General features: G+C 63.6%; 22 protein-coding genes. 13 read left to right on the plus strand and 9 right to left on the minus strand.

Annotation, left to right across the window (positions count from 1 at the left end):
- The first annotated feature begins 281 nt into the window (after nt 1-281).
- The 9 genes from ACSQ1X_RS14895 (at nt 282) to ACSQ1X_RS14935 (ending at nt 8118) form a co-directional block, all read left to right on the plus strand.
- Nucleotides 282-524: a Flp family type IVb pilin gene (locus ACSQ1X_RS14895; RefSeq protein WP_436058225.1), complete on the plus strand. Its 243-nt coding sequence runs from the start codon at nt 282-284 to the stop codon at nt 522-524.
- A gap of 116 nt (nt 525-640) precedes the next feature.
- Nucleotides 641-1030 carry a TadE/TadG family type IV pilus assembly protein gene (locus ACSQ1X_RS14900; protein WP_436058226.1) on the plus strand — a complete coding sequence of 130 codons (390 nt, stop codon included), beginning with the start codon at nt 641-643 and terminating at the stop codon, nt 1028-1030.
- Entirely contained in the window at nt 1018-2058 is a 1041-nt protein-coding gene (locus ACSQ1X_RS14905; protein WP_436058227.1) for a pilus assembly protein TadG-related protein, read from the plus strand. The genes ACSQ1X_RS14900 and ACSQ1X_RS14905 overlap by 13 nt, the downstream gene beginning before the upstream one ends.
- A 44-nt stretch (nt 2059-2102) precedes the next feature.
- Nucleotides 2103-2876: a Flp pilus assembly protein CpaB gene (cpaB, locus tag ACSQ1X_RS14910; RefSeq protein ID WP_436058228.1), complete on the plus strand. Its 774-nt coding sequence runs from the start codon at nt 2103-2105 to the stop codon at nt 2874-2876.
- Nucleotides 2873-4069, plus strand: a complete 1197-nt coding sequence (locus tag ACSQ1X_RS14915) for an AAA family ATPase (RefSeq protein WP_436058229.1) — start codon at nt 2873-2875, stop codon at nt 4067-4069. The genes cpaB and ACSQ1X_RS14915 overlap by 4 nt, the downstream gene beginning before the upstream one ends.
- Nucleotides 4070-5704, plus strand: coding sequence for a CpaF family protein (locus tag ACSQ1X_RS14920; protein WP_436058230.1), 1635 nt, complete (start codon nt 4070-4072; stop codon nt 5702-5704).
- A gap of 9 nt (nt 5705-5713) precedes the next feature.
- Complete coding sequence (locus ACSQ1X_RS14925) at nt 5714-6646, plus strand: type II secretion system F family protein (RefSeq protein WP_055797100.1); 933 nt, start codon at nt 5714-5716, stop codon at nt 6644-6646.
- Nucleotides 6647-6653: 7 nt separating this feature from the next.
- Nucleotides 6654-7538 carry a type II secretion system F family protein gene (locus tag ACSQ1X_RS14930; protein WP_436059346.1) on the plus strand — a complete coding sequence of 295 codons (885 nt, stop codon included), beginning with the start codon at nt 6654-6656 and terminating at the stop codon, nt 7536-7538.
- 109 nt (nt 7539-7647) lie between these two features.
- On the plus strand, nt 7648-8118 hold the full coding sequence (locus ACSQ1X_RS14935) for an Hpt domain-containing protein (protein ID WP_436058231.1): 471 nt from the start codon (nt 7648-7650) through the stop codon (nt 8116-8118).
- A gap of 45 nt (nt 8119-8163) precedes the next feature.
- Here ACSQ1X_RS14935 and ACSQ1X_RS14940 read toward each other — a convergent pair whose 3' ends face one another.
- Entirely contained in the window at nt 8164-8976 is an 813-nt protein-coding gene (locus ACSQ1X_RS14940) for a response regulator transcription factor (RefSeq protein WP_436058232.1), read from the minus strand.
- A gap of 278 nt (nt 8977-9254) precedes the next feature.
- Between ACSQ1X_RS14940 and ACSQ1X_RS14945 the strand changes: the two genes are divergently transcribed.
- Nucleotides 9255-10940 (plus strand): sensor histidine kinase, encoded by a 1686-nt coding sequence (locus ACSQ1X_RS14945; RefSeq protein WP_436058233.1) that lies wholly within the window; start codon nt 9255-9257, stop codon nt 10938-10940.
- Between the two features lie 8 nt (nt 10941-10948).
- On the opposite strand, the gene truA is transcribed toward ACSQ1X_RS14945, so the two are convergent.
- From truA to ACSQ1X_RS14985, 8 genes are all read right to left on the minus strand, one after another.
- A complete protein-coding gene (truA, locus tag ACSQ1X_RS14950) occupies nt 10949-11839 on the minus strand; it encodes a tRNA pseudouridine(38-40) synthase TruA (protein ID WP_436058234.1) in 891 nt (296 codons plus the stop codon).
- 32 nt (nt 11840-11871) lie between these two features.
- Nucleotides 11872-12579, minus strand: coding sequence for a 50S ribosomal protein L17, sunset domain variant (gene rplQ / locus ACSQ1X_RS14955; protein ID WP_436058235.1), 708 nt, complete (start codon nt 12577-12579; stop codon nt 11872-11874).
- A 77-nt stretch (nt 12580-12656) separates the two neighbouring features.
- Nucleotides 12657-13667 (minus strand): DNA-directed RNA polymerase subunit alpha, encoded by a 1011-nt coding sequence (locus ACSQ1X_RS14960; RefSeq protein WP_011692778.1) that lies wholly within the window; start codon nt 13665-13667, stop codon nt 12657-12659.
- Nucleotides 13668-13799: 132 nt separating this feature from the next.
- Nucleotides 13800-14201 carry a 30S ribosomal protein S11 gene (gene rpsK, locus ACSQ1X_RS14965; RefSeq protein ID WP_011692779.1) on the minus strand — a complete coding sequence of 134 codons (402 nt, stop codon included), beginning with the start codon at nt 14199-14201 and terminating at the stop codon, nt 13800-13802.
- Between the two features lie 51 nt (nt 14202-14252).
- A complete protein-coding gene (gene rpsM, locus ACSQ1X_RS14970; protein ID WP_003803743.1) occupies nt 14253-14627 on the minus strand; it encodes a 30S ribosomal protein S13 in 375 nt (124 codons plus the stop codon).
- Nucleotides 14628-14808: 181 nt separating this feature from the next.
- On the minus strand, nt 14809-14922 hold the full coding sequence (gene rpmJ, locus ACSQ1X_RS14975; RefSeq protein ID WP_009358722.1) for a 50S ribosomal protein L36: 114 nt from the start codon (nt 14920-14922) through the stop codon (nt 14809-14811).
- Between the two features lie 69 nt (nt 14923-14991).
- Nucleotides 14992-15213 (minus strand): translation initiation factor IF-1, encoded by a 222-nt coding sequence (gene infA, locus ACSQ1X_RS14980; protein ID WP_009358723.1) that lies wholly within the window; start codon nt 15211-15213, stop codon nt 14992-14994.
- A 153-nt stretch (nt 15214-15366) separates the two neighbouring features.
- Nucleotides 15367-16374, minus strand: a complete 1008-nt coding sequence (locus tag ACSQ1X_RS14985; protein WP_436058236.1) for a P1 family peptidase — start codon at nt 16372-16374, stop codon at nt 15367-15369.
- A 256-nt stretch (nt 16375-16630) separates the two neighbouring features.
- Between ACSQ1X_RS14985 and ACSQ1X_RS14990 the strand changes: the two genes are divergently transcribed.
- The 3 genes from ACSQ1X_RS14990 to ACSQ1X_RS15000 all read left to right on the plus strand — a co-directional run bounded on the left by ACSQ1X_RS14990 (nt 16631) and on the right by ACSQ1X_RS15000 (nt 19911).
- Nucleotides 16631-17581, plus strand: a complete 951-nt coding sequence (locus tag ACSQ1X_RS14990) for a carbohydrate ABC transporter permease (protein ID WP_436058237.1) — start codon at nt 16631-16633, stop codon at nt 17579-17581.
- Entirely contained in the window at nt 17578-18432 is an 855-nt protein-coding gene (locus ACSQ1X_RS14995; RefSeq protein WP_436058238.1) for a carbohydrate ABC transporter permease, read from the plus strand. Before ACSQ1X_RS14990 ends, ACSQ1X_RS14995 begins: the two co-directional genes overlap by 4 nt.
- Before the next feature lie 132 nt (nt 18433-18564).
- Complete coding sequence (locus ACSQ1X_RS15000; RefSeq protein ID WP_436058239.1) at nt 18565-19911, plus strand: ABC transporter substrate-binding protein; 1347 nt, start codon at nt 18565-18567, stop codon at nt 19909-19911.
- Nucleotides 19912-19969 lie beyond the last annotated feature (58 nt).

A 19969-nucleotide genomic window follows, 5' to 3' on the forward strand; every position in this document is an offset into this window, starting at 1 on the left:
AGCCATCGTTTCCCAATATGGGAATTCACTCACTTGCCAGCTCTACGTCCAAATACCGGACCCCCTCGGCACCCAGAACCGAGGGGGTCCTCTTGCGTGTCGGCCGCACGACTAACCGCAGCGAATCCGCATGAAAGACGCAGACGGAGGGCAGAGTACGCGCAGGACGGGCAGGCTTGGCGCAGGATGCTCAAAGATCCCTTCGTGAGCTGGAAAGTGGTTGCTATTTTTTTGGCAGAGCTGGTGCAGGACCAGCCACCCAAACTCGCTCAGGAGTCCACATGCTTTCTCTTCACACCAACCTCATGATTCGCCTCCGCAGCGACGAAAAGGGTGCAACTGCCGTTGAATACGGCATCATGGTTGCCCTCATCGCCGTTGTCATCATCGTGGCCGTCGGGCTCCTCGGCGGGACGCTGACCACTATGTTCGAACAGGTCAAGTGCCAGGTTGGTGGCGGCGCATGGACGGCAGTCGCCCAGACGGACACCACGTCCGCCGGTGGAACCTGCGCCATGCCGTAACCACTCCCCACCCCGACGCGCCCCCGGCACGTCACCAACGAGTGGCGGCGGCACCCAAGCCGCCGCCACTTTGGCTGTCACCACCCCCCCGTCGGCCTGAACTGAAAGGCGCCACCATGTCCAGGGCATCCGAGCGCGGAGCCGTTGCGGTCGAGTTTGCGATCCTGGCGCCCGTCCTCGTCATGCTGCTCCTGGGCATCATGGAGTTCAGCCGGGCTTACAACGCCCAGGCCTCACTCTCCGCCGCAGCCCGAGAGGGGGTCCGTGTCATGGCCATCACTGGCAAACAGGACATCGCCAAAAACGCAGCCAGGACAACGGCAGTGTCCCTTAGCCCAGCGTTGAAGGACACAGATATCACCTTCGGGACGCCATGTCCGGCCATCGCCGCCGCGGGTTCAAGCCCGCAGATCACCATCACCATCACTTACAATCTCAAAACGATGACTGGCATCGCCGGCCCGTTCGCCATGACCGGTAAAGGGGCCATGTTATGCGGCGGCTAGGTCACCCCGGGCATAAATACGACGGCGAGCGCGGCGCCGTGAGCGTGATCGTTGCCGTCATGCTTGTGGTGCTGTTGGGCTTTGGCGCCATAGCCGTAGACGTCGGCATGCTCTACGCCGAACGAACCCAGCTCCGGAACGGAGCAGACGCCGCGGCGCTGGCCATTGCCCAAAAGTGCGCCAAGAGTGCCCCCAGCTCGAGCGATGCAAACTGTTCTCCCACCTCCACGCTGGCCGCAAGCCTGGCCAACTCGAACGCCAATGACTCCCGCAGCAACATCAAATCCGTCATTCTTGATACGGCCCATCGCAAAGTCACCGTGACAGCGGGCGCCCAGGAAGCAGGCCATTCCCCCAACGAAGTCTCGCTCTTCTTTGCCCGCGTACTAGGCATGGACTCGGCAGAAGTCAACGCCCCGTCGACGGTCAACTGGGGCAGCCCGGAGAAGGGGCCCACAGCGTTTCCGATCACCGTTTCTATCTGTCAGGTTCGAGACAAGACGGACATCATGCAGTTGCTTCGCCTGCACGGGACCGGGGCAAACCCCAGCTGCTTTTACGGACCGTCCGGTGCCGCCGTCGAGGGCGGGTTCGGCGGCCTCAAACAGGATGCCGGCCAGTGCGGAGCCATTATTGATATCGCCAAGAGCATGGCCAACGGTGATACCGGCAACAACCCCCCGCCCAACTGTGAGGCAACACTGAACTCCTGGGCCGCAGACATGAACGCGGGCAAAGACGTCATCATCCTTCTGCCCATTTTCAATAAAGTTACCGGTACCGGAAACAACGCCGTCTTCGGACTCACCACCTTCGCCGCCTTCAAGGTTGCCGGGTGGAAGGTTGGAAATACAGGCCTTCCCTACACCTTCCGAAACAGGACACCCGATGTCCCGGCCGCGCTCGAATGCAAGGAACCATGCCGCGGAATCATCGGAACATTCGTCAAGTATGTTTCCTTGGCCAACGGCTACACGCTCGGCCCTGTCAACCCCGACGGCGCGACCGTCGTTGTCCTCGGAAGCTAAACCATGCAACACCCTAATTTTTTGGATAACCACAGGAGCAGTCAGTGAAGTCACGTTTGTTGGCAGGAGTGGTGGCAGTCCTCCTGGCCATCGTCGGGGCAGTCCTCGTCGTCACGTACGCCCAGGGTGCTGACCAGCGCGCCGTCAAGGACCTGGACCCGGTGGGCGTACTCGTGGTCACCAAGGCCATCCCCGCCGGCGCAACCGTGGACACAGTGAAAGCCTCCGTGGCCCTCGAGCAGGTGCCGGGCACCGCCGTCGCAAAATCCGCGCTGGAAACCCTGGACGATTCCGACGGAAAGGTAGCCGCCGCTGACCTCGTCCCGGGCGAACAGCTGCTAGAGGAGAAGCTCGTCGACCCCGAAGACCTCCAGACCTCCGGTTCGGTCAAGGTGCCGGCCGGTCTCCAGGAAGTCTCCTTCCAGCTGGAGCCGCAGCGTGTGGTGGGCGGGCGCCTCCAGCCCGGCGACCACGTGGGCATCTTCATCTCCATGAAAACGGGCGGCATCGAGTCGAAAGCGGACAAAGAGACCACCCAGCTTTCCATCCACAAAGTCCTGGTCACCGCCGTCCAGCGCGCGCCCGAGGGAGCAGCCGCAAACCCGGCACCGTCGGCGAGCGCCGGTGCCGAACCCGACCCTCGCGACGTGAACCTTCCCACCGGCTCGCTGATGATCACCGTGGCCGTCAACGACATCAACGCGGGCAAGATCGTTTTCGCCTCCGAGTTCGGCGATTCCATCTGGCTCAGCCGCGAGCCGCTCGACGCCGAGGACAACGGCCCGCGCATCATGATCCGGCCGGACGTCTACAAATGAGCCGCTTCACACTCATCACGCCGGACGCCGACTTCGACGGCCGCCTCCGCCGGGCCGTTGCCGGCGGTCTCCAGGGCGGCGTGCAGACCTTCTTCACTAGCCTGCTGCCCGCCGATCCCAACGACCTGTTTGCAGCCCTCAACCAGGAACTGCCCGAGGTGCTCATCCTGGGACCCGACGTCCCTGTGGATGAAGCCCTCCGGTTTGCCACGGTGATGAACGTCCGGTTCCCGGAACTCAGCGTCATCCTCGCCGCCGAACCGGACCCGGACTTCATCCTGCAGGCAATGCGCGCGGGCATCAGGGACATCCTCTCCCCCGGCTCCGATCCCGCCCAGATCCGGGTCCTGCTGGAACGCGCCAACCAATCGTTCGCCAGCAGGTACCGTGTTCAGGCCGTCCCGCCAATGACGGAATCCAACAAGGGCCTTGTCATCGGCGTCTTCTCCCCCAAGGGCGGGGTGGGCAAAACCACCATCGCCACCAACATCGCCATCGGCCTGGGCAAGATCGCCCCGATGAGTGTGGTGATCGTGGACCTGGACCTGCAGTTCGGCGACGTCGCCTCCGGGCTCTACCTCGACCCGCAGCACACGGTCACGGACGCGGTATCCCCCGCGGCGAGCCAGGACTCACTGGTCCTGAAGGCCTTCCTGACGGTCCACCCCGGCGGCATCTACGCCGTGTGCGCTCCGCCAACCCCCGTCGACGCGGACGAGATCACCCCGGACCAGGTGAGCCGGCTGCTGGAACAGCTGTCCGAGCAGTTCCAGTACGTAGTGGTGGACACAGCCCCGGGCCTTCCCGAAATCGGGCTGGCCGCCATGGAGCAGTGCACGGATGTGGTGTGGGTGAGCGGGATGGACATTCCCAGCGTCCGCGGCCTGCGTTCGGGCCTGGATGTGCTGCGCCAGCTGGAGATCCTCCCTGAGACCCGGCACGTGGTGCTGAACATGGCCGATTCCAAGCTGGGCCTGACCGTCCAGGACCTCGAATCGACCATCGGCGCGCCCGTCGACGTCAGCATTCCGCGCTCCCGCGCCGTCGCTTTGTCCACCAATCGCGGCATCCCCGTCCTCCAGGAATCAGCCAAGGACCCGGCAACCAAGAGCCTGAACCAGCTCGTCGACCGCTTCAACCCCGCCTGGCGGGCCAAATCCCAACGCAAACTGCACCGAAGGGTAGTGGTCTAGATGAAACTTTCAGAACGCATCAGTGCGGTACAAGCGAAGTCGCAGGCGCCGTCACTCACCCAGGCCGCTTCCGCGGCATCGCCATCCTCCCGCACCGCCACCGCAATGCTGGAGCGGGAACGCCCGGAACTGCCGGCCCCGCCACCGGAACCGTGGGCTCCGGTGAGGACGGACAAGCGGACGACGACGGCGGCACCGGCTGCCGCCGTCGTCGTACCTTCCGCCGGGACGGACCATGCGGAAGAGGCGAAACCGAAAGCCCAGCAGCCCGTGGATGCCTTCGCCGCGCTGAAGGAGAGGGCTGCCACGGCGCTGTTCGAGCGCATGGGTGCCCGCTTCAACGACTCGGCCATCACCGAACTGGAGCTCCGGACGTCTGCGCGTGAGGAACTCACCCGCATCATCGACGCCGAACAGGTGCCGCTCTCCTCCGAGGAACGGACGCGCCTGGTCCAGGACGTTGCCGACGACGTGCTGGGCTACGGCCCCCTCCAGCGGCTGCTGGACGACCCCGCCGTCACTGAAATCATGGTCAACCGGATGGACCAGATCTATGTGGAACGCAAGGGTCACCTCACGCTGGCCGATTCCCGCTTCAGCTCGGAAGAACACCTGCGGAAGGTGATCGAGCGCATCGTGTCCAAGGTGGGCCGCCGCATTGACGAGTCCTCACCCCTGGTGGATGCCCGGCTGGAGGACGGCTCCCGCGTCAACGCGGTGATCCCGCCGCTGGCCGTGGGCGGATCGTCGCTGACCATCCGAAAGTTCAGCAAGGTGCCTCTCACCGTCCGGAACCTGATCGACTACGGAACCTTGACGCCGGAAATGGCGGAGCTCCTCAATGCCTGCGTCAAGGCCAAGCTCAACATCATCGTCTCGGGCGGAACGGGCACCGGGAAAACCACGCTGTTGAACGTGCTCTCCTCGTTCCTGCCCTCGGACGAACGGATCGTCACCATCGAGGACGCCGTGGAGCTGCAGATCCAGCAGGAACATGTGGTCCGGTTGGAAAGCCGTCCGCCCAACACCGAGGGCAAGGGCGAAGTGACCATCCGCGAACTGCTGAGGAACTCGCTCCGTATGCGCCCGGACCGCATCGTGGTGGGTGAGGTCCGCGGCGGCGAGTCGCTGGACATGCTCCAGGCCATGAACACCGGCCACGACGGTTCGCTGTCCACCGTGCACTCCAATTCCCCGCGTGACGCCGTGGCGCGTCTGGAAACCCTGGTGCTGATGGCAGGCATGGACCTGCCGCTGCGGGCCATCCGGGAACAGATAGCCTCGGCCGTGAACCTGATCGTCCAGATTTCACGTCTGCGGGACGGCAGCCGCCGCATCACCCATGTGACCGAGGTGCAGGGCATGGAAGGCGACATCGTGACCCTGCAAGACGCCTTCGTTTTCGACTACTCGGCCGGCGTCGACGCCCAGGGCCGCTTCCTCGGACGGCCGGTTGCTACGGGCATCCGCCCGCGCTTCATCGACCGCTTCGAGGACCTCGGAATCCATGTCTCGCCCGCCGTTTTCGCCACGCCCGCGGGTCCCGGAACTGGCGGGCCAGCCGGGCAGAGCGGGCCCGCCGGCCCTGGCCGGCACGGCGGCCACGCGGCCCACTCCGGCCACGGAATGGCCTAGGGGGGCGCCGTGCTGATGACCCTTGGAGCCGCGCTCCTGTTCCTCGCACCGCTGCTGCTGGGTGTGGCAATACTGATACCCGGTGCTCCGGAGATCGCGCTCAGCCGGCGCCGGCCGTTCGCCTTTGATCCGCCCTCGCGGCTGACACGCCTGGCAAACATCACCGTCGGCGCCCTGGACCGGTTCCTGGCCTCCCGGAATGTCCGCCTCTACAACCGGGAGGCACTGGAAACGGCCGGGGTCCGGCTCAGCCAGGCCGAATTCATTGTCCTGGTGATCGCCGGTGCAATCGTGGGCGCCCTGGTGGGCCTGGTGATCGGCGTGCCCGCATTGTCCGTCCTGCTGATCATCCTCGCCCCCTTCGTGGGGCACTTGGTGCTCGGCTTCCTGGCCGGAAAGCGGCGGACGAAGTTCGACCAGCAGCTCGGCGACACCCTCCAGCTCCTCGCCGGCGGGCTGCGGGCCGGCCACAGCATCCTCCGCGCCATCGATGCCGCAGCTGCCGAGTCCCAAAGCCCCACCTCGGAAGAGATGCGCAGGGTTATCACCGAGACCAGCCTGGGCCGCGATCTGCTGGCCTCCCTGACGGACACCTCGGAACGCATGAAGAACGAGGACTTCGTTTGGATCGCGCAGGCCATCCAGATCAACCGCGAAGTGGGCGGTAACCTGGCCGAGGTCCTGGATCAGGTCAATGAAACGATCCGGGAAAGGTCCGAGATCAAGGGCCATATCAAAGCCCTCGCCGCGGAGGGCAAGTTCTCCGCCTACATCCTGATTGCCATGCCCATCGGCATCGTGCTGATGCTGATGGCGGTGAACCCCGGCTACATGGATGCGATGTTCACCCATCCGCTGGGCTGGGCAATGATCGCCGGGTCCGTGGTTCTCATGACCATCGGCAGCCTGTGGATGCGCAAAATCATCGATCTGAAATTCTGAGGTGCACATGAATCCCGTGGTGTTCTCCTCGCTCCTCCTGGTCTGCCTCCCCGTCGGCTACTTGACGTGGTCCGTCCTGTCCGTGGACCGCAAGTCCCGGACCGCAACAGTAGCTATCCTCAACCGCGGCAGGAGGGCTGCCACCGTCCCGGAAAAGACCCAGGGCCGCCTGCTCGACAGGATCGGCTATGGCCTGACACCCGCCGCCTATGTCCGCAAGCTCGACCGGCTGCTCTCCCTTGCCGGCCGGCCCGCTGCCTGGCCTCTGGGGCGCATCCTCGCAGCAAAGCCCGTCCTCGGACTCGTGGGGGCCTCCCTCTTCATCCTCATCAGCATGAGCAGTCCCAAACCGATGATCAAACTCGTTGGCCTGTTTCTCCTCTTCCTGGGCTACTTCATCCCGGACCTGCTCCTCTACAGCAAGGGCATGGAGCGCCAGAAGGCCATGCAGCTGGAACTCGCCAACACCCTGGACCAGATGCTGATTTCCGTGGAAGCCGGCCTCGGCTTCGAGGGCGCCATGGCCCGGGCAGGAGAAAACGGCAAGGGACCGCTGGCCGAGGAAATCATCCGCACGCTGCAGGACATGCAGGTGGGACGCAGCCGGCGGGAGTCCTACATTGCCCTGGCTGAGCGGACCAACATCCCCGAGTTGCGCAGCTTCGTCCAGGCGATCGTCCAGGCTGACACCTACGGCATCGCCATCAGCCGGGTCCTGCGGATTCAGGCGAAGGTCATGCGGGTGAAGCGACGGCAACGCGCCGAGGAAAAAGCGATGAAACTGCCGGTGATGATCCTGTTCCCGCTGCTGTTCTTCATCTTTCCGGTCCTGTTCATCGCAATTCTGGGCCCCGCCGTCATCAACACCGTTGTCACATTCAGTGGTCAATAAGGTGCCCAAAGTGGCACCAGTCACCGCTTGTTACCCCAAGAGACTCAAGGTTTGCACAATATCTGCCTAGGTCGAGCGAATTGACAGATTCAGGAAGTAGCGTTGTCATATGTCCATTTCAGGCAGCTGTACCGAAGACGAAGGTGCGGACCACATCTGCACCCTTCACTCGGCCGCGGCTGCCCCGGGCACTGACGCCAGCCTGGCTTTTGAGGAAATCCCGCTCGTGGACCTCCTGGTGCTGCAGGACCTCGAAAGCCAGCTGGCCCAGCCTGCCGTGGCAAGGAAGTTTGCCCTGGACTACATCGAGATCTGGGACCAGCGCTATCTGAACCTGACGAACGCGATCTCCGGCCAGGACCGCACCAATGCCCTCGACGCCGCGATCAGCCTAAAGATCGGCTCCGCGATGGTGGGAGGCCTTCGCCTGGCCCGCCTGGCGGAGGACGTCGAAGCCATCATCCGCTCAGGGTGCTGGGACAAGGGCAAGTCAATGCTGGCCCTCATCGCAGACCTTGGCCACGAAACCGTTGCCCAGCTTCGCCAAAGCTACCTCCCGGCAGGCCACTCGGCCGAGTAGCTGCCGGGCCGCTGGTAGTTGCCAGTCCCCCGGCAGGCTGCCTGGCTAGAGCTTGCCGGCTCCCAGCCGGTACCCCACGCCCCGCACGGTCTGCAGCAATTGCGGGGTATGGGCGTCCTCGTGGAGTTTCTTCCGGAGGTTCCCGATGTGGACTTCCACGGCACGCTCGTCAGCTTCGCTGATGTACGTGTCGTCCTGGTAGTAGTCCCCGCGGACCACCTTCACCAGATCGGCCCGCGTGCACACACCGCCGCCGGCCCGCAGGAGTTCCTCCAGGAGGACAAATTCGCTGCGCGTCAGCTCCAGTTCCTTGCCGGCCAGTTCGGCAGACCGTGTCCGGGGGCTGAGCCTGAGGTCCCGGTGCTCCAGGACATCCTTGGATCCGGTTCCGTGCACTGTGCCGGGTTGGGCATGCGGTGCCGGTTTCGCCGGCGCCGCCTGCGGTTGTGCGTCCTGTCGTAGACCGTCCTGCCGTTGTGCGTCGCCGTACCGCGGCCGCCGCATCATGGCCGCCACCCTCGCTCGGAGCTCCAACGGACGGAATGGCTTGGTGATGTAGTCATCCGCGCCCGAGTGCAGTCCGGTCAACATGTCGGGCTCTTCGCTCCGGCCGGTCAGCATCACCACGTAGGCATCACTGAACTGCCGGATACGTCGCAGCACTTCATAGCCGTCGATGTCTGGCAGCCCCACATCCAACGTGACAATATTCGCCTTTTGATGTCGAACCAATTCCACGCCTTCGCGGCCGTCCGAGGCTGTGTGCACCTCAAACCCCGCTTGAAGGAAGACCGATTCCAACAAGTTACGTATGTCCTTGTCGTCCTCGACAACCACAGCTACTCCCAGATCGCTCATGGTCAACCCCATAAATCCCCAGACCCCATGCAGGCACCTGCCCATCGCAAATGCCTGTTACACCCCCCCAAGGGACTACGCTACAAGAAATCTTGCTTATTGGCGGTTCTTTTTCCGTGGCAGAAGTATGAATGTCAATTAGCATGACTTCACAGTAAACAATGACGTCCAAGAAAGGGCCGGGCCCATGATCGCCACCACTCGTCACCTGCATTCGCCGTGCCACGGTGGATGGTCCGGCGGAGGTTTGCTCAGGGCGGGGACCAGGGCGCACCTGCGTGGCTGAGACATCGCTGGCTCCCAGCGCCGACCGCTTCTTCCGTGCCCTGGGGCCTGGTACCCAGGTGATCCTGTGTCAGTTACCGCTTTCCTTTGTGGTCTTTGCCGTGGCTATTGCGGCCTACTTTGCCTGGCCCGGCGTATTCGGCAACGGAGTCTTCCTGATGTCCTTGGGGATGCACGCCCTCCTTTTCCTGGCGTGCGTCCTGCTGCCTTGGGAAAAGTTCGGTCCGTACGTTCCGCTCTTCATTCCCATGTTTGATTTCATCGCCATCTGGCTGACTCGCATCGGTGTGCCGCCAGGCGTTCCGGGCCTCGGTGTCCTGGCGATTTTCCCGGTGATCTGGGTGTCCGCCTCTTCGCTGCCTGCCCGTAGCAGCCTTTTCCTGAGCTTCTGCGGCCCCCTGTTGATCTCCCTGCCTCCCCTGTTCTCCCGGCTTCCGGGCGTTTCAGTAGCCGATGTGACATCCGCCCTGCTATTGCCGCTCATGATGCTCACGGTGTCCATTGCCATCCGTTTCGCCAGCGTGAACCTGAGGCTCCAGCAGCGCGTTTTGGAGGCCACGGACCGTGAAATGCGCGCGCTCTTTGAAGAGAGCAAAGAGCGCGAAAAGCTGCTGGACACAATCCTGGAAACGGTCGACGTCGGCATAGTTGCCGTGAATGCCAACGGTGACCGCCTGCTGACAAATGTCCGGCAATCCCAGCTGGAAGCCGCGGCGTCCCCGGAAGGTCTTCCGGGTGCATTAGCGGCGTCAAGAATTGAGGAGGAACTGACACTCTTCAGCCAGGACGGAAAATCACCATTAGCCCCGGATAAACGTCCCGTTTACCGGGCTACCCAGGGTGAGTCTTTTGCTGATTACCTGGTCTGGTTCGGCGAGGGCCCGCAGCGCCGGGCCATTTCGACGGCGGCCAGGTCGCTCCGGAATGACGACGGCGAATTCAACGGCGCCGTGGTGGTGTTCAATGACGTGACCGGCCTCGTGGAGGCGATGGCGGCGAAGGATGACTTCCTGTCCAACGTGACCCATGAACTGCGCACTCCGCTGAATTCCGTGATCGGGAACCTTGATCTGGTGCTCGACGGCGAACACGGGCTCCCGCCCCTGGCCGCTCAACGGCTGCAGGTGGCGCAGCGCAATACGGAACGGCTCCTCACCCTCGTGTCGGATTTGCTGCTGTCGGCCTCAGCGTCGCTGCCGGTGCATCCGCGAAGGACCGATTTGTCCGGGCTGGTGGATTTCTGCGTTGGCTCGGCGCAGGAACATGCCGCTGCCGCAAAGGTGTCACTGCTCGCCGACGTGCCGGTGCCTTTGTGGGCGCAGGTGGACCCGCTCCGGCTCGGCCAGGTCCTGGACAACCTCCTGTCCAACGCCATCAAATACTCCCCCGACGGCGGGACGGTCCGGGTCACGGCCCGGGCAGAAGCCGAGCAGGTGTACCTGCGCGTGGACGACACCGGGATGGGCATGACTTCGGCCGATGCGGCGCAGGTGTTCAACAGGTTCTTCCGCAGCCGCGAAGTCCTGCAGTCCGGCATTCCCGGCGTCGGACTGGGGCTATCCATCACGAAGGCCATCGTGGAGCTGCACCGCGGCTCGATTACGTGCACCAGCCGGCCGGGCGAGGGAAGCAGTTTCACTGTTGTCCTGCCGGCGGAAGATCCTTCCCCTGCCTACTAGCGGCCGGGCTACTTCCGGAGCGCCCTGGTCAGTTCGGCCCGGGCCAGCAGTTCGCTGTCCGAGGGATAGGCGACTTCCTCGAGCACCAGGGGGTGCGGGGCGGAAAGCACGGACTTCGCATCGCGTTTCTGCTCAAGCAGCCGCTCATAAAGCCACCCCGGTTTCTCCGCACCTGAACCGACGTACAGGGCCGACCCCACCAGCGCCCGCACCATGTTGTGGCAGAACGCATCAGCCTGCACGGTGGCGACTATGACGCCGTCGCTCCCCCGCGCGAATTCAAACCGCTGCAGTTCACGGATGGTGGTGGATCCTTCCCGGGGCTTGCAGTAGGAACGGAAGTTCTGCAGCCCGAGGAGCTTGGACGCGCCCTCGTTCAACAGCGACACGTCGAGTTGCTCCTTGTGCCAGAGGGTGGAGTACCTGCCCAGCGGGTCCCACAGCGCCGGGCCGTCGGCGATGCGGTAGCTGTACCGGCGCCACAGCGCCGAGAACCGTGCGTCGAACCCCTCGGGAGCCAGGGTGACGCTGTGCACCTCGATGGCGCCGGTGAGGTCGCCAAGGCCCCTGCTCAGTGCCCCGCGAAGGCGCCGCAGGAGGGCGACGGCGGGATCCAGCTCAACGCCGCGGTTCAGGCCCTGCCACTCATCTTCGGTGAGGTCCAGGTGGACCACCTGGCCGCGGGCGTGCACACCGGCGTCGGTGCGGCCGGCCACTGTCACCCGCACCTTGCGCCGGACCAGGAGGGCCAGGGCATCCTCCAACACCCCCTGGACGGTCAGCAGGCCGGGCTGCACTGCCCACCCGCTGAAGGGGCCGCCGTCGTACGCCAAATCCAAACGGATACGCAAAAACCCGCCGCCCCCCAAAACGGGGGCAGCGGGTTTCTGGTGGTTCATAGACATAAGTCTACTGCGGCGTCAGAGCCTGATTACTCAGCTTCGACTGCCTGCGCAGCGTCGCCACCGGCAGGTGCGAAGCCTGCTGCTGCGGCGGACTCGGCAGAGTCGAACCATACTTCAGCGGTGGTGGCGTCGTACCAGCGTGAGCCGGGAACGTGGAACTTCATGGAGTCCTCGTTGCCCTTGACGGGGAAGCCCTCGGGAGCTTCGTTGTCAGCCGTGGCGGGGTGCGAGCCGGCGTACTTGGCTTCAGCAGCTTCGGTCTCAACAGCTTCGGCAGCCGGAGCAGCCTCTTCAGTCTCAACAGCCGGAGCAGCCTTGTCTGCATCGCGCTTGGCAGCAGCAGTAGCTTCAGCCACTACAGCCTGCTTTGCGGAAACCGGCTCGAGAACCAGTTCGATGACAGCCATGGGAGCGTTGTCGCCCTTGCGGTTGCCGATCTTGGTGATGCGGGTGTAGCCGCCATCGCGGTTCTCCACTGCCTGTGCAATGTCGGTGAACAGCTCGTGGACGACGCCCTTGTTGCTGATCAGGCCGAGTACACGACGGCGGGAAGCGAGGTCGCCGCGCTTGGCGAAAGTCACCAGGCGCTCTGCGTACGGCTTCAGGCGCTTGGCCTTGGTCACCGTGGTGGTGATCCGCTTGTGCTCGAACAGTGCTGCTGCCAGGTTCGCGAGCATAAGACGCTCGTGAGCCGGGCCGCCTCCGAGGCGCGGACCCTTAGTGGGGGTAGGCATAATTGTTTCTCCTCATATGGAAGCCGGTGGGCTGCGCACAACGTGGTGCATTCAGCCAGCCGGCCAAGATCTGCTTGTTAGAGCTCGTCGTCGCTGAAAGCGGCGTCGTCCTCTTCGATGGCTGCGGCGCGAGCTGCCAGGTCGAAACCGGGAGGCGAGTCCTTGAGGGACAGGCCCAGTTCAACCAGCTTGGCCTTGACCTCGTCGATGGACTTCGCACCGAAGTTACGGATGTCCATCAGGTCGGCCTCGGAGCGGGCAACGAGTTCACCCACGGTGTGGATGCCCTCACGCTTGAGGCAGTTGTAGGAACGGACGGTGAGGTCCAGATCCTCGATCGGCAGGGCCATGTCGGCTGCCAGGGCAGCGTCAGTCGGCGACGGGCCAATCTCGATACCTTCAGCTGCGGTGTTCAGCTCGCGGGCCAGACCGAACAGTTCCACCAAGGTGGTGCCTGCGGAAGCAACGGCATCGCGCGGGGCGATGGCCTGCTTGGTCTCGACGTCGACAATCAGCTTGTCGAAGTCAGTGCGCTGCTCAACACGGGTGGCTTCCACGCGGAAAGTAACCTTCAGCACCGGCGAGTAGATCGAGTCGACCGGGATGCGGCCGATCTCGGAGTCGCCGGACTTGTTCTGAGCTGCCGAAACGTAGCCGCGGCCGCGCTCGATGGTCAGTTCGAGTTCGAACTTGCCCTTCGAGTTCAGCGTGGCAATGTGCAGATCCGGGTTGTGGAATTCGACGCCGGCCGGCGGAGCGATGTCCGCGGCGGTGACGACTCCCGGGCCCTGCTTGCGCAGGTAAGCAACAACCGGCTCGTCGTGCTCGGAGGAAACCGACAGGTTCTTGATGTTCAGGATGATCTCGGTGACATCTTCCTTGACACCCGGAACCGTGGTGAACTCGTGCAGCACGCCATCGATCCGGATGCTGGTTACAGCAGCGCCCGGGATGGAGGAGAGCAGGGTACGGCGGAGGGAGTTTCCGAGAGTGTATCCAAAGCCCGGCTCCAGCGGTTCAATGATGAAACGGGAGCGGTTTTCGGAGACGACCTCTTCAGAGAGGGTGGGGCGCTGTGCAATGAGCACTTAGGTTTCCTTTCGGCGAGCATCCGCTATATGACGCAACACAGGTGGTGGAAATTCGGTCTGAAGACTTAACGCGGCTGGGCCTGCCCGGACCCGTGAAGGTCCGGGCAAGCTCCAACTGCTGAATACGTCTTAGACGCGGCGGCGCTTCGGCGGGCGGCAGCCGTTGTGCGCGGCGGGGGTGACGTCCTGAATGGAGCCAACCTCCAGGCCGGCGGCCTGCAGCGAGCGGATTGCGGTTTCGCGGCCCGAACCCGGTCCCTTGACGAACACGTCAACCTTCTTCAGGCCGTGCTCCTGGGCGCGCTTTGCAGCAGCTTCGGCAGCCATCTGGGCAGCGAACGGGGTGGACTTACGTGAGCCCTTGAAGCCAACCTCACCGGCGGAAGCCCAGGAGATGACAGCACCGTTCGGATCCGTGATGGAAACGATGGTGTTGTTAAAGGTGCTCTTGATGTGCGCCTGGCCCAGCGCGATATTCTTCTTGTCCTTCTTACGCGGCTTGCGAACCGCGCCACGAGTCTTCGGGGGCATTATTTCTCCTACAGAAAGTTTATTGGGGAAGACGCGTTAATCCCTCAGGGATTAACGAGCCTTCTTCTTGCCGGCGACGGTACGCTTCGGACCCTTGCGGGTACGTGCGTTGGTCTTCGTACGCTGTCCGCGTACGGGCAGGCCCTTGCGGTGACGCAGGCCTTCGTAGCTGCCGATCTCAACCTTGCGGCGGATATCAGCGGCCACTTCGCGGCGAAGGTCACCCTCAACCTTGTAGTTGCCTTCAATGTAGTCACGCAGCTCAACCAGCTGTGCGTCGGTCAGGTCCTTGACCCGAACGTCAGCGCTGATGCCGGTAGCAGCCAGGGTTTCGTGTGCACGGGTCTTGCCCACGCCGTAGATGTAAGTAAGCGCAATTTCCAGCCGCTTTTCGCGGGGAATGTCTACGCCAGCGAGACGAGCCATAGTGGCGGTACTCCTTGTATAAACCGGAGGTCGTAGGCAGTACACCCGCACTTTCAGTGCGGCCCCAGCCTCCGACCGGGGGTTAGCTGTCCGGGCTCTTTCGAGCTTATGTCCCAGTTCAGCTTGTGCTGCCTTTATTTACTTGCGTGGGTTAGCAACCCAGGATTTCCTGTGAAGGAAATTAGCCCTGGCGCTGCTTGTGGCGCGGGTTCTCGCAGATCACCATGACCCGGCCATTACGGCGGATCACTTTGCACTTTTCGCAGATCTGCTTGACGCTCGGCTTGACCTTCATGGCGTTCCTTTGCGTGTTGCAGTTGGTCTACTGGCCCGGCCTTCGGCTAATGCTCTGGCCGCCCAGTGTTTACTTGTAGCGGTAGACGATACGACCACGTGTCAGGTCGTACGGGCTCAGCTCCACCACTACCCGGTCCTCAGGGAGAATCCTGATGTAGTGCTGGCGCATTTTTCCAGAGATGTGCGCCAGAACGATGTGCTTGTTGGTGAGCTCAACGCGAAACATCGCGTTAGGCAGCGCCTCAGTCACAACGCCCTCGATCTCAATGACCCCGTCCTTCTTGGCCATACCCTCCGCTAACTGTTGTTGTCACAGCCTTCCGGTTGGCACCGGACATGACTGCGAACGTTTTTGATTGATTGGCTTCTGCCTTCCGACCGCAAAAGGGCACAAACAGGGCAGACAACCAACAGACAACACTACGCCATCTTGGCAGGAATGTTAAATCGGACCATGGTAGCGCACTACCGGGCCGTACGCAGCAAATTCCCCCGCCGGGGTTGTGACGCTTTCAGCCCGGGATACCCCATCCAGGATGGCTTCGGTCACGACGTCGGCTGCCGCGCTCTGGAGCGTGATGAGGCTGAACGTCCGGGCAGCGTCGGTGCTGCGGTCAAGTTCGACGGCGCCCGTCGCCAGCGCGAACACGGTGTCGCCGTCCGCGAGGGTATGGGACGGATTCAGCGCCCGGGCCAGTCCGGCGTGGCAGGCGGAGGCGGTCCGCTTGCACTCGGCCTTGTTCAGCACGGCATTCGTAGCGACGACGACGAGTGTTGTGTTGAGGGGCTGAGCTTCGGCACCGGGGTGATTGAGCTTTTCGAAATCGCCAGCCGCCGAACGAACACCTACGGGCAACCCCACGGCATTGACCACGGCGATCGCGCCGATAACAACCCCGTTGTCCAAGGTGACGGACGCTGTGCCCACTCCCCCTTTGTATTTCCCCCGCCCGAGGACGGCTCCGGTGCCGGCCCCCACGTTGCCGCGTTCGACGTCGTGACCGTCCTTTTGGGCGGCAGCGGCGGCAGTTGCCGCATAGCCCATCTCCTCGTCAGGGCGGGCGGTGAAGTCACCGCCGCGGCCGAGGTCGAAGATGGCGGCGGCCGGAACGATCGGCACGAGTCCGCCCGGCACCGGCAAGCCGCGGCCGTCTTCCTCGCACCAGCGCTTGGCACCGTGCGCGGCCACCAGCCCGTAGGCGCTGCCGCCGGTGAGCACCACGGCGTCCACGCGCTGCGAGAGTGTTGTGGGGTCCAGGGAATCCGTCTCATGGGTGCCCGGGCCTCCGCCACGGACGTCAACGGAACCCACGGTGCCGGGCGGCGGCAGCACCACGGTCACCCCGGTGAGCCAGCCGCCGTCGGACGCGCCGCCGTCGGCCGCCTCTAATGACGTGATCTTCTGCGTGTGGCCGACCCGGATTCCGGGGACATCGGTAATTACTCCCATGGGTCCATTGTGCGCCTGCGCGGAAGCGAGTGTCCGCTCCCAAAAGTTCGGCGACCCGCGGGAGCAACTCCGGCCTCCAAAACAAACGTTATGCAATACTGCCAGCAACACGGCGTTAACGGGCAAGGAAGCCTTGACTAACAATCCTCTGACGAGGGCTAGTGCGGGATTCTGCCCACCAACCATGTGGTGAAGTGAAGCTACCCCCCACACCCATTGGCCTGCCATCCGCGGGCCCGGATCCGTTAGAGACCGAATGACACGACAACTGACTGACCGGCCCGCCGCCGTCGCGGAAGCCGGTCCGGCCCTGCGGCGCCGGCCGAAATGGTCCGGCAGGACCCGCCGGGACTTCTTCGTTTTCCTGGCCCTCGCACTGCCCAACCTTGTGCTGATCGGGGTCTTCACGTACCTCCCGCTCATCAACAACATCTATTACTCCACGCTGGACTGGACGCTGGGATCGGCGTCGGCCACCGTGGTGGGGCTGGACAATTACGTCACCTTCTTTACCAGTGCCGATGCCGCCAAGGTGCTCGGGACCACCGCTGTCTTCACCCTCGTCACCGTGGGGGGCTCGATGGTGCTGGGGCTGCTGATCGCGTTGGCTCTGAACTCCAAGGTCCGCGGCACCACCTTTGCCCGCTCCGCAGTATTTGCCCCCTATGTGCTCAGCGGCGTGGGCGTGGGCCTGGTGTGGTTGTTCATCTTCGACCCCGGGTACGGCGTCCTCGCCTGGGTGCTCCGGGGACTGGGCCAGCAAAGCCCGCAATGGATCAACGATCCGCAGCTGTCGCTGGTCATGGTGATCATCGTGTACGTCTGGAAGAACCTGGGGTACTGCGCAGTGGTGTACCTCGCCGGGCTCCAGTCGTTGCCGCAGGACGTGATGGAGGCCGCTTCCCTGGACGGCGCCAACGGGTTCCGGCGTTTCCTGAGCATGTCCGTCCCGCTGCTCTCCCCCACCACGTTCTTCCTGCTGATCACCACCATGCTCAGCTCGCTGCAGGCGTTCGACCTGATCAGGATCATGACGCCCCTGGGCAACGGCACCAGCACGCTGATCTACGAGGCCTACCTCCAGGCGTTCGGCGCGTTCAACCGGGCCGGGTATTCGGCCTCCATCTCGGTGGTGCTCTTCGCCATCCTGCTGATCATCACTGTGCTGCAGCTGCGGTTCGTCGAACGGAAGGTGCACTACTCATGAGCACGCACCGGCCATTCTCCCGCGCCAACATTGTCCAAACGATTGCCGGCGGGTACATTCCGCTGATCCTGGCCACCCTGGTGGTGTTCCTGCCGCTGCTCTGGATGATCCTGAGTTCGTTCAAGCAGCCCGGCGAGATCATCACCATGGACCTGAAGATCCTCCCGGAAAGCGTGAACCTGGAGAACTACAGCATCGCCATGACAACGGTGCCGTTCGCGCAGTTCTTCCTGAACAGCACCATCGTCACGCTGGTGGGCGCCACCATCAAGGTGCTGCTGGCCATCCTCACGGCCTACGCCCTGGTGTTCGTCCGCTTCCCGTTCAAGAACGCCATCTTCGTGCTCATCCTCGTGGCCCTGATGGTCCCGCCGCAGGTGTCAATCCTGCCGAACTACATCCTCATCGCCGGGATGGGTGGAAAGAACACCCTCTGGGGCATCATCCTGCCCGGCCTGGGAACCGCCTTCGGCACCTTCCTGCTGCGGCAGCACTTCATGACGCTGCCGGCCTCCATCCTGGAATCCGCGGAAATCGACGGCGCCGGCCACTGGCGGCGGCTCTGGCGGATCGTGGTCCCGGTGTCCGTCCCCTCAATCGCCACGGTTGCCCTGGTCACCGTCGTCAGCGAGTGGAACGACTACATCTGGCCGCTCATCATCACGGACCGCCCGGAAACCATGACGCTGCCTGTGGGCCTCACGCTGCTGCAGAACTCCGAGGGCAACGGTTCCGGCTGGGGCATCCTCATGGCGGGCGCGGTGCTGGTGATCGTCCCCATCCTGGTGGTGTTCGCAGCACTCCAGCGCTACATCGTGGCCGGCCTTACCCAGGGCAGCGTCACCGGCTAGGCCCGCAGTCCCGGGCGCATCCCCGCCAAGGCCGCATCCCTTTGGCGGTCAACAACAGCTTTCCCCCGCACCACCTGTCATCCAACCCGTACAACGAGTCAGCATGAGCAATCACCTTTGAGAGGATCCACAATGGGTATGAATCTTGACCGCAGGCATTTCCTGGGGCTTGCCGGTGCAGGAGCCGGCGCCGCTGCGCTGGCAGCCTGCGGCGGCCCGTCCACCGGCGGAACAACCCCCGCGAGCAAAGCCGCCGAAATCGACTTCAGCGGAGTGAAGCCCGCCGCCTCGATCGACTTCTGGACCAGCCACCCGGGTAAGTCCCAGGACGTGGAGAAGTCCATCATCGCGAAATTCCACGCCAAGTTCCCGGACATCAAGGTGAACCTGGTGACGGCAGGCGCCAACTATGAGGAAATCGCCCAGAAGTTCCAGACCTCACAGGCGGCCAAGGAGGCACTGCCCGGCGTTGTGGTGCTTTCGGACGTCTGGTGGTTCCGCTACTTCACCAACGGCAATATCATCCCGCTCGACGGCCTGGTCAAGCAGCTGGACATCAAGGTGGACGATTTCCAGAAGTCCCTCGTGGCGGACTACCAGTACGACGACAAGCAGTGGGCCCTCCCCTACGGCCGTTCCACGCCGCTTTTCTACTACAACAAGGACCACTTCAAGGCTGCCGGCCTGCCTGACCGCGCGCCCAAGACCTGGCAGGAGTTCGCCGAATGGGCCCCGAAGCTGAAGGCCAGCTCGGGCGCGCAGTACGCCTACATCTACCCGGCACTGGCGGGCTACGCGGGCTGGACCCTGCAGAACAACCTCTGGGGCTGGGGCGGCAGCTGGTCCAATGAGTGGACCATCAACTGCGACTCGGCGGAATCCGTCGAGGCACTGCAGTGGGCCCAGGACTCCATCTACAAGGACGGCTGGGCCGGAGTCTCCTCGAAGGAGGCGGCGGACGACTTTGCCGCCGGGATCACGTCCTCCACCATCTCCTCCACCGGTTCACTGCTCGGTGTGCTGAAGTCCGCCAAGTTCAACGTGGGCGTCGGCTTCTTGCCGGGCGGCCCCAAGGTGGAAAGCGGTGTGTGCCCCACGGGCGGCGCAGGCTTGGGCATCCCCAGCGGCGTGAGCAAGGAAGTGCAGCTGGCGGCAGGCACGTTCCTGAAGTTCATGACCGAGCCGGAAAACACTGCGGAATTCTCAGCGGCCACCGGCTACATGCCCACCCGGGTCTCCGCGGACATGACCTCGGTGCTGGCCAAAACCCCGCAGATCAAGACGGCCATGGACCAGCTCGCGGCCACCAAGGTCCAGGACAATGCACGGGTGTTCCTGCCGGGCGCGGACCAGGAGATGGCCAAGGCCGCGGCGAAGATCCTCACCCAGCAGGGCGACGTGAAGGCCACCATGACCGCACTGAAGTCCACGCTGGAGGGCATCTACACGAAGGACGTCAAGCCCAAGCTCAAGAGCTGACGCACCTTTCCGGACGCGCGGTCTCGACGCGCAAGGAGTCCTGCGATACGCAAAATCC

The sequence above is a fragment of the Arthrobacter sp. LjRoot78 genome, assembly GCF_964254335.1.
Taxonomy (GTDB): Bacteria; Actinomycetota; Actinomycetes; order Actinomycetales; family Micrococcaceae; genus Arthrobacter.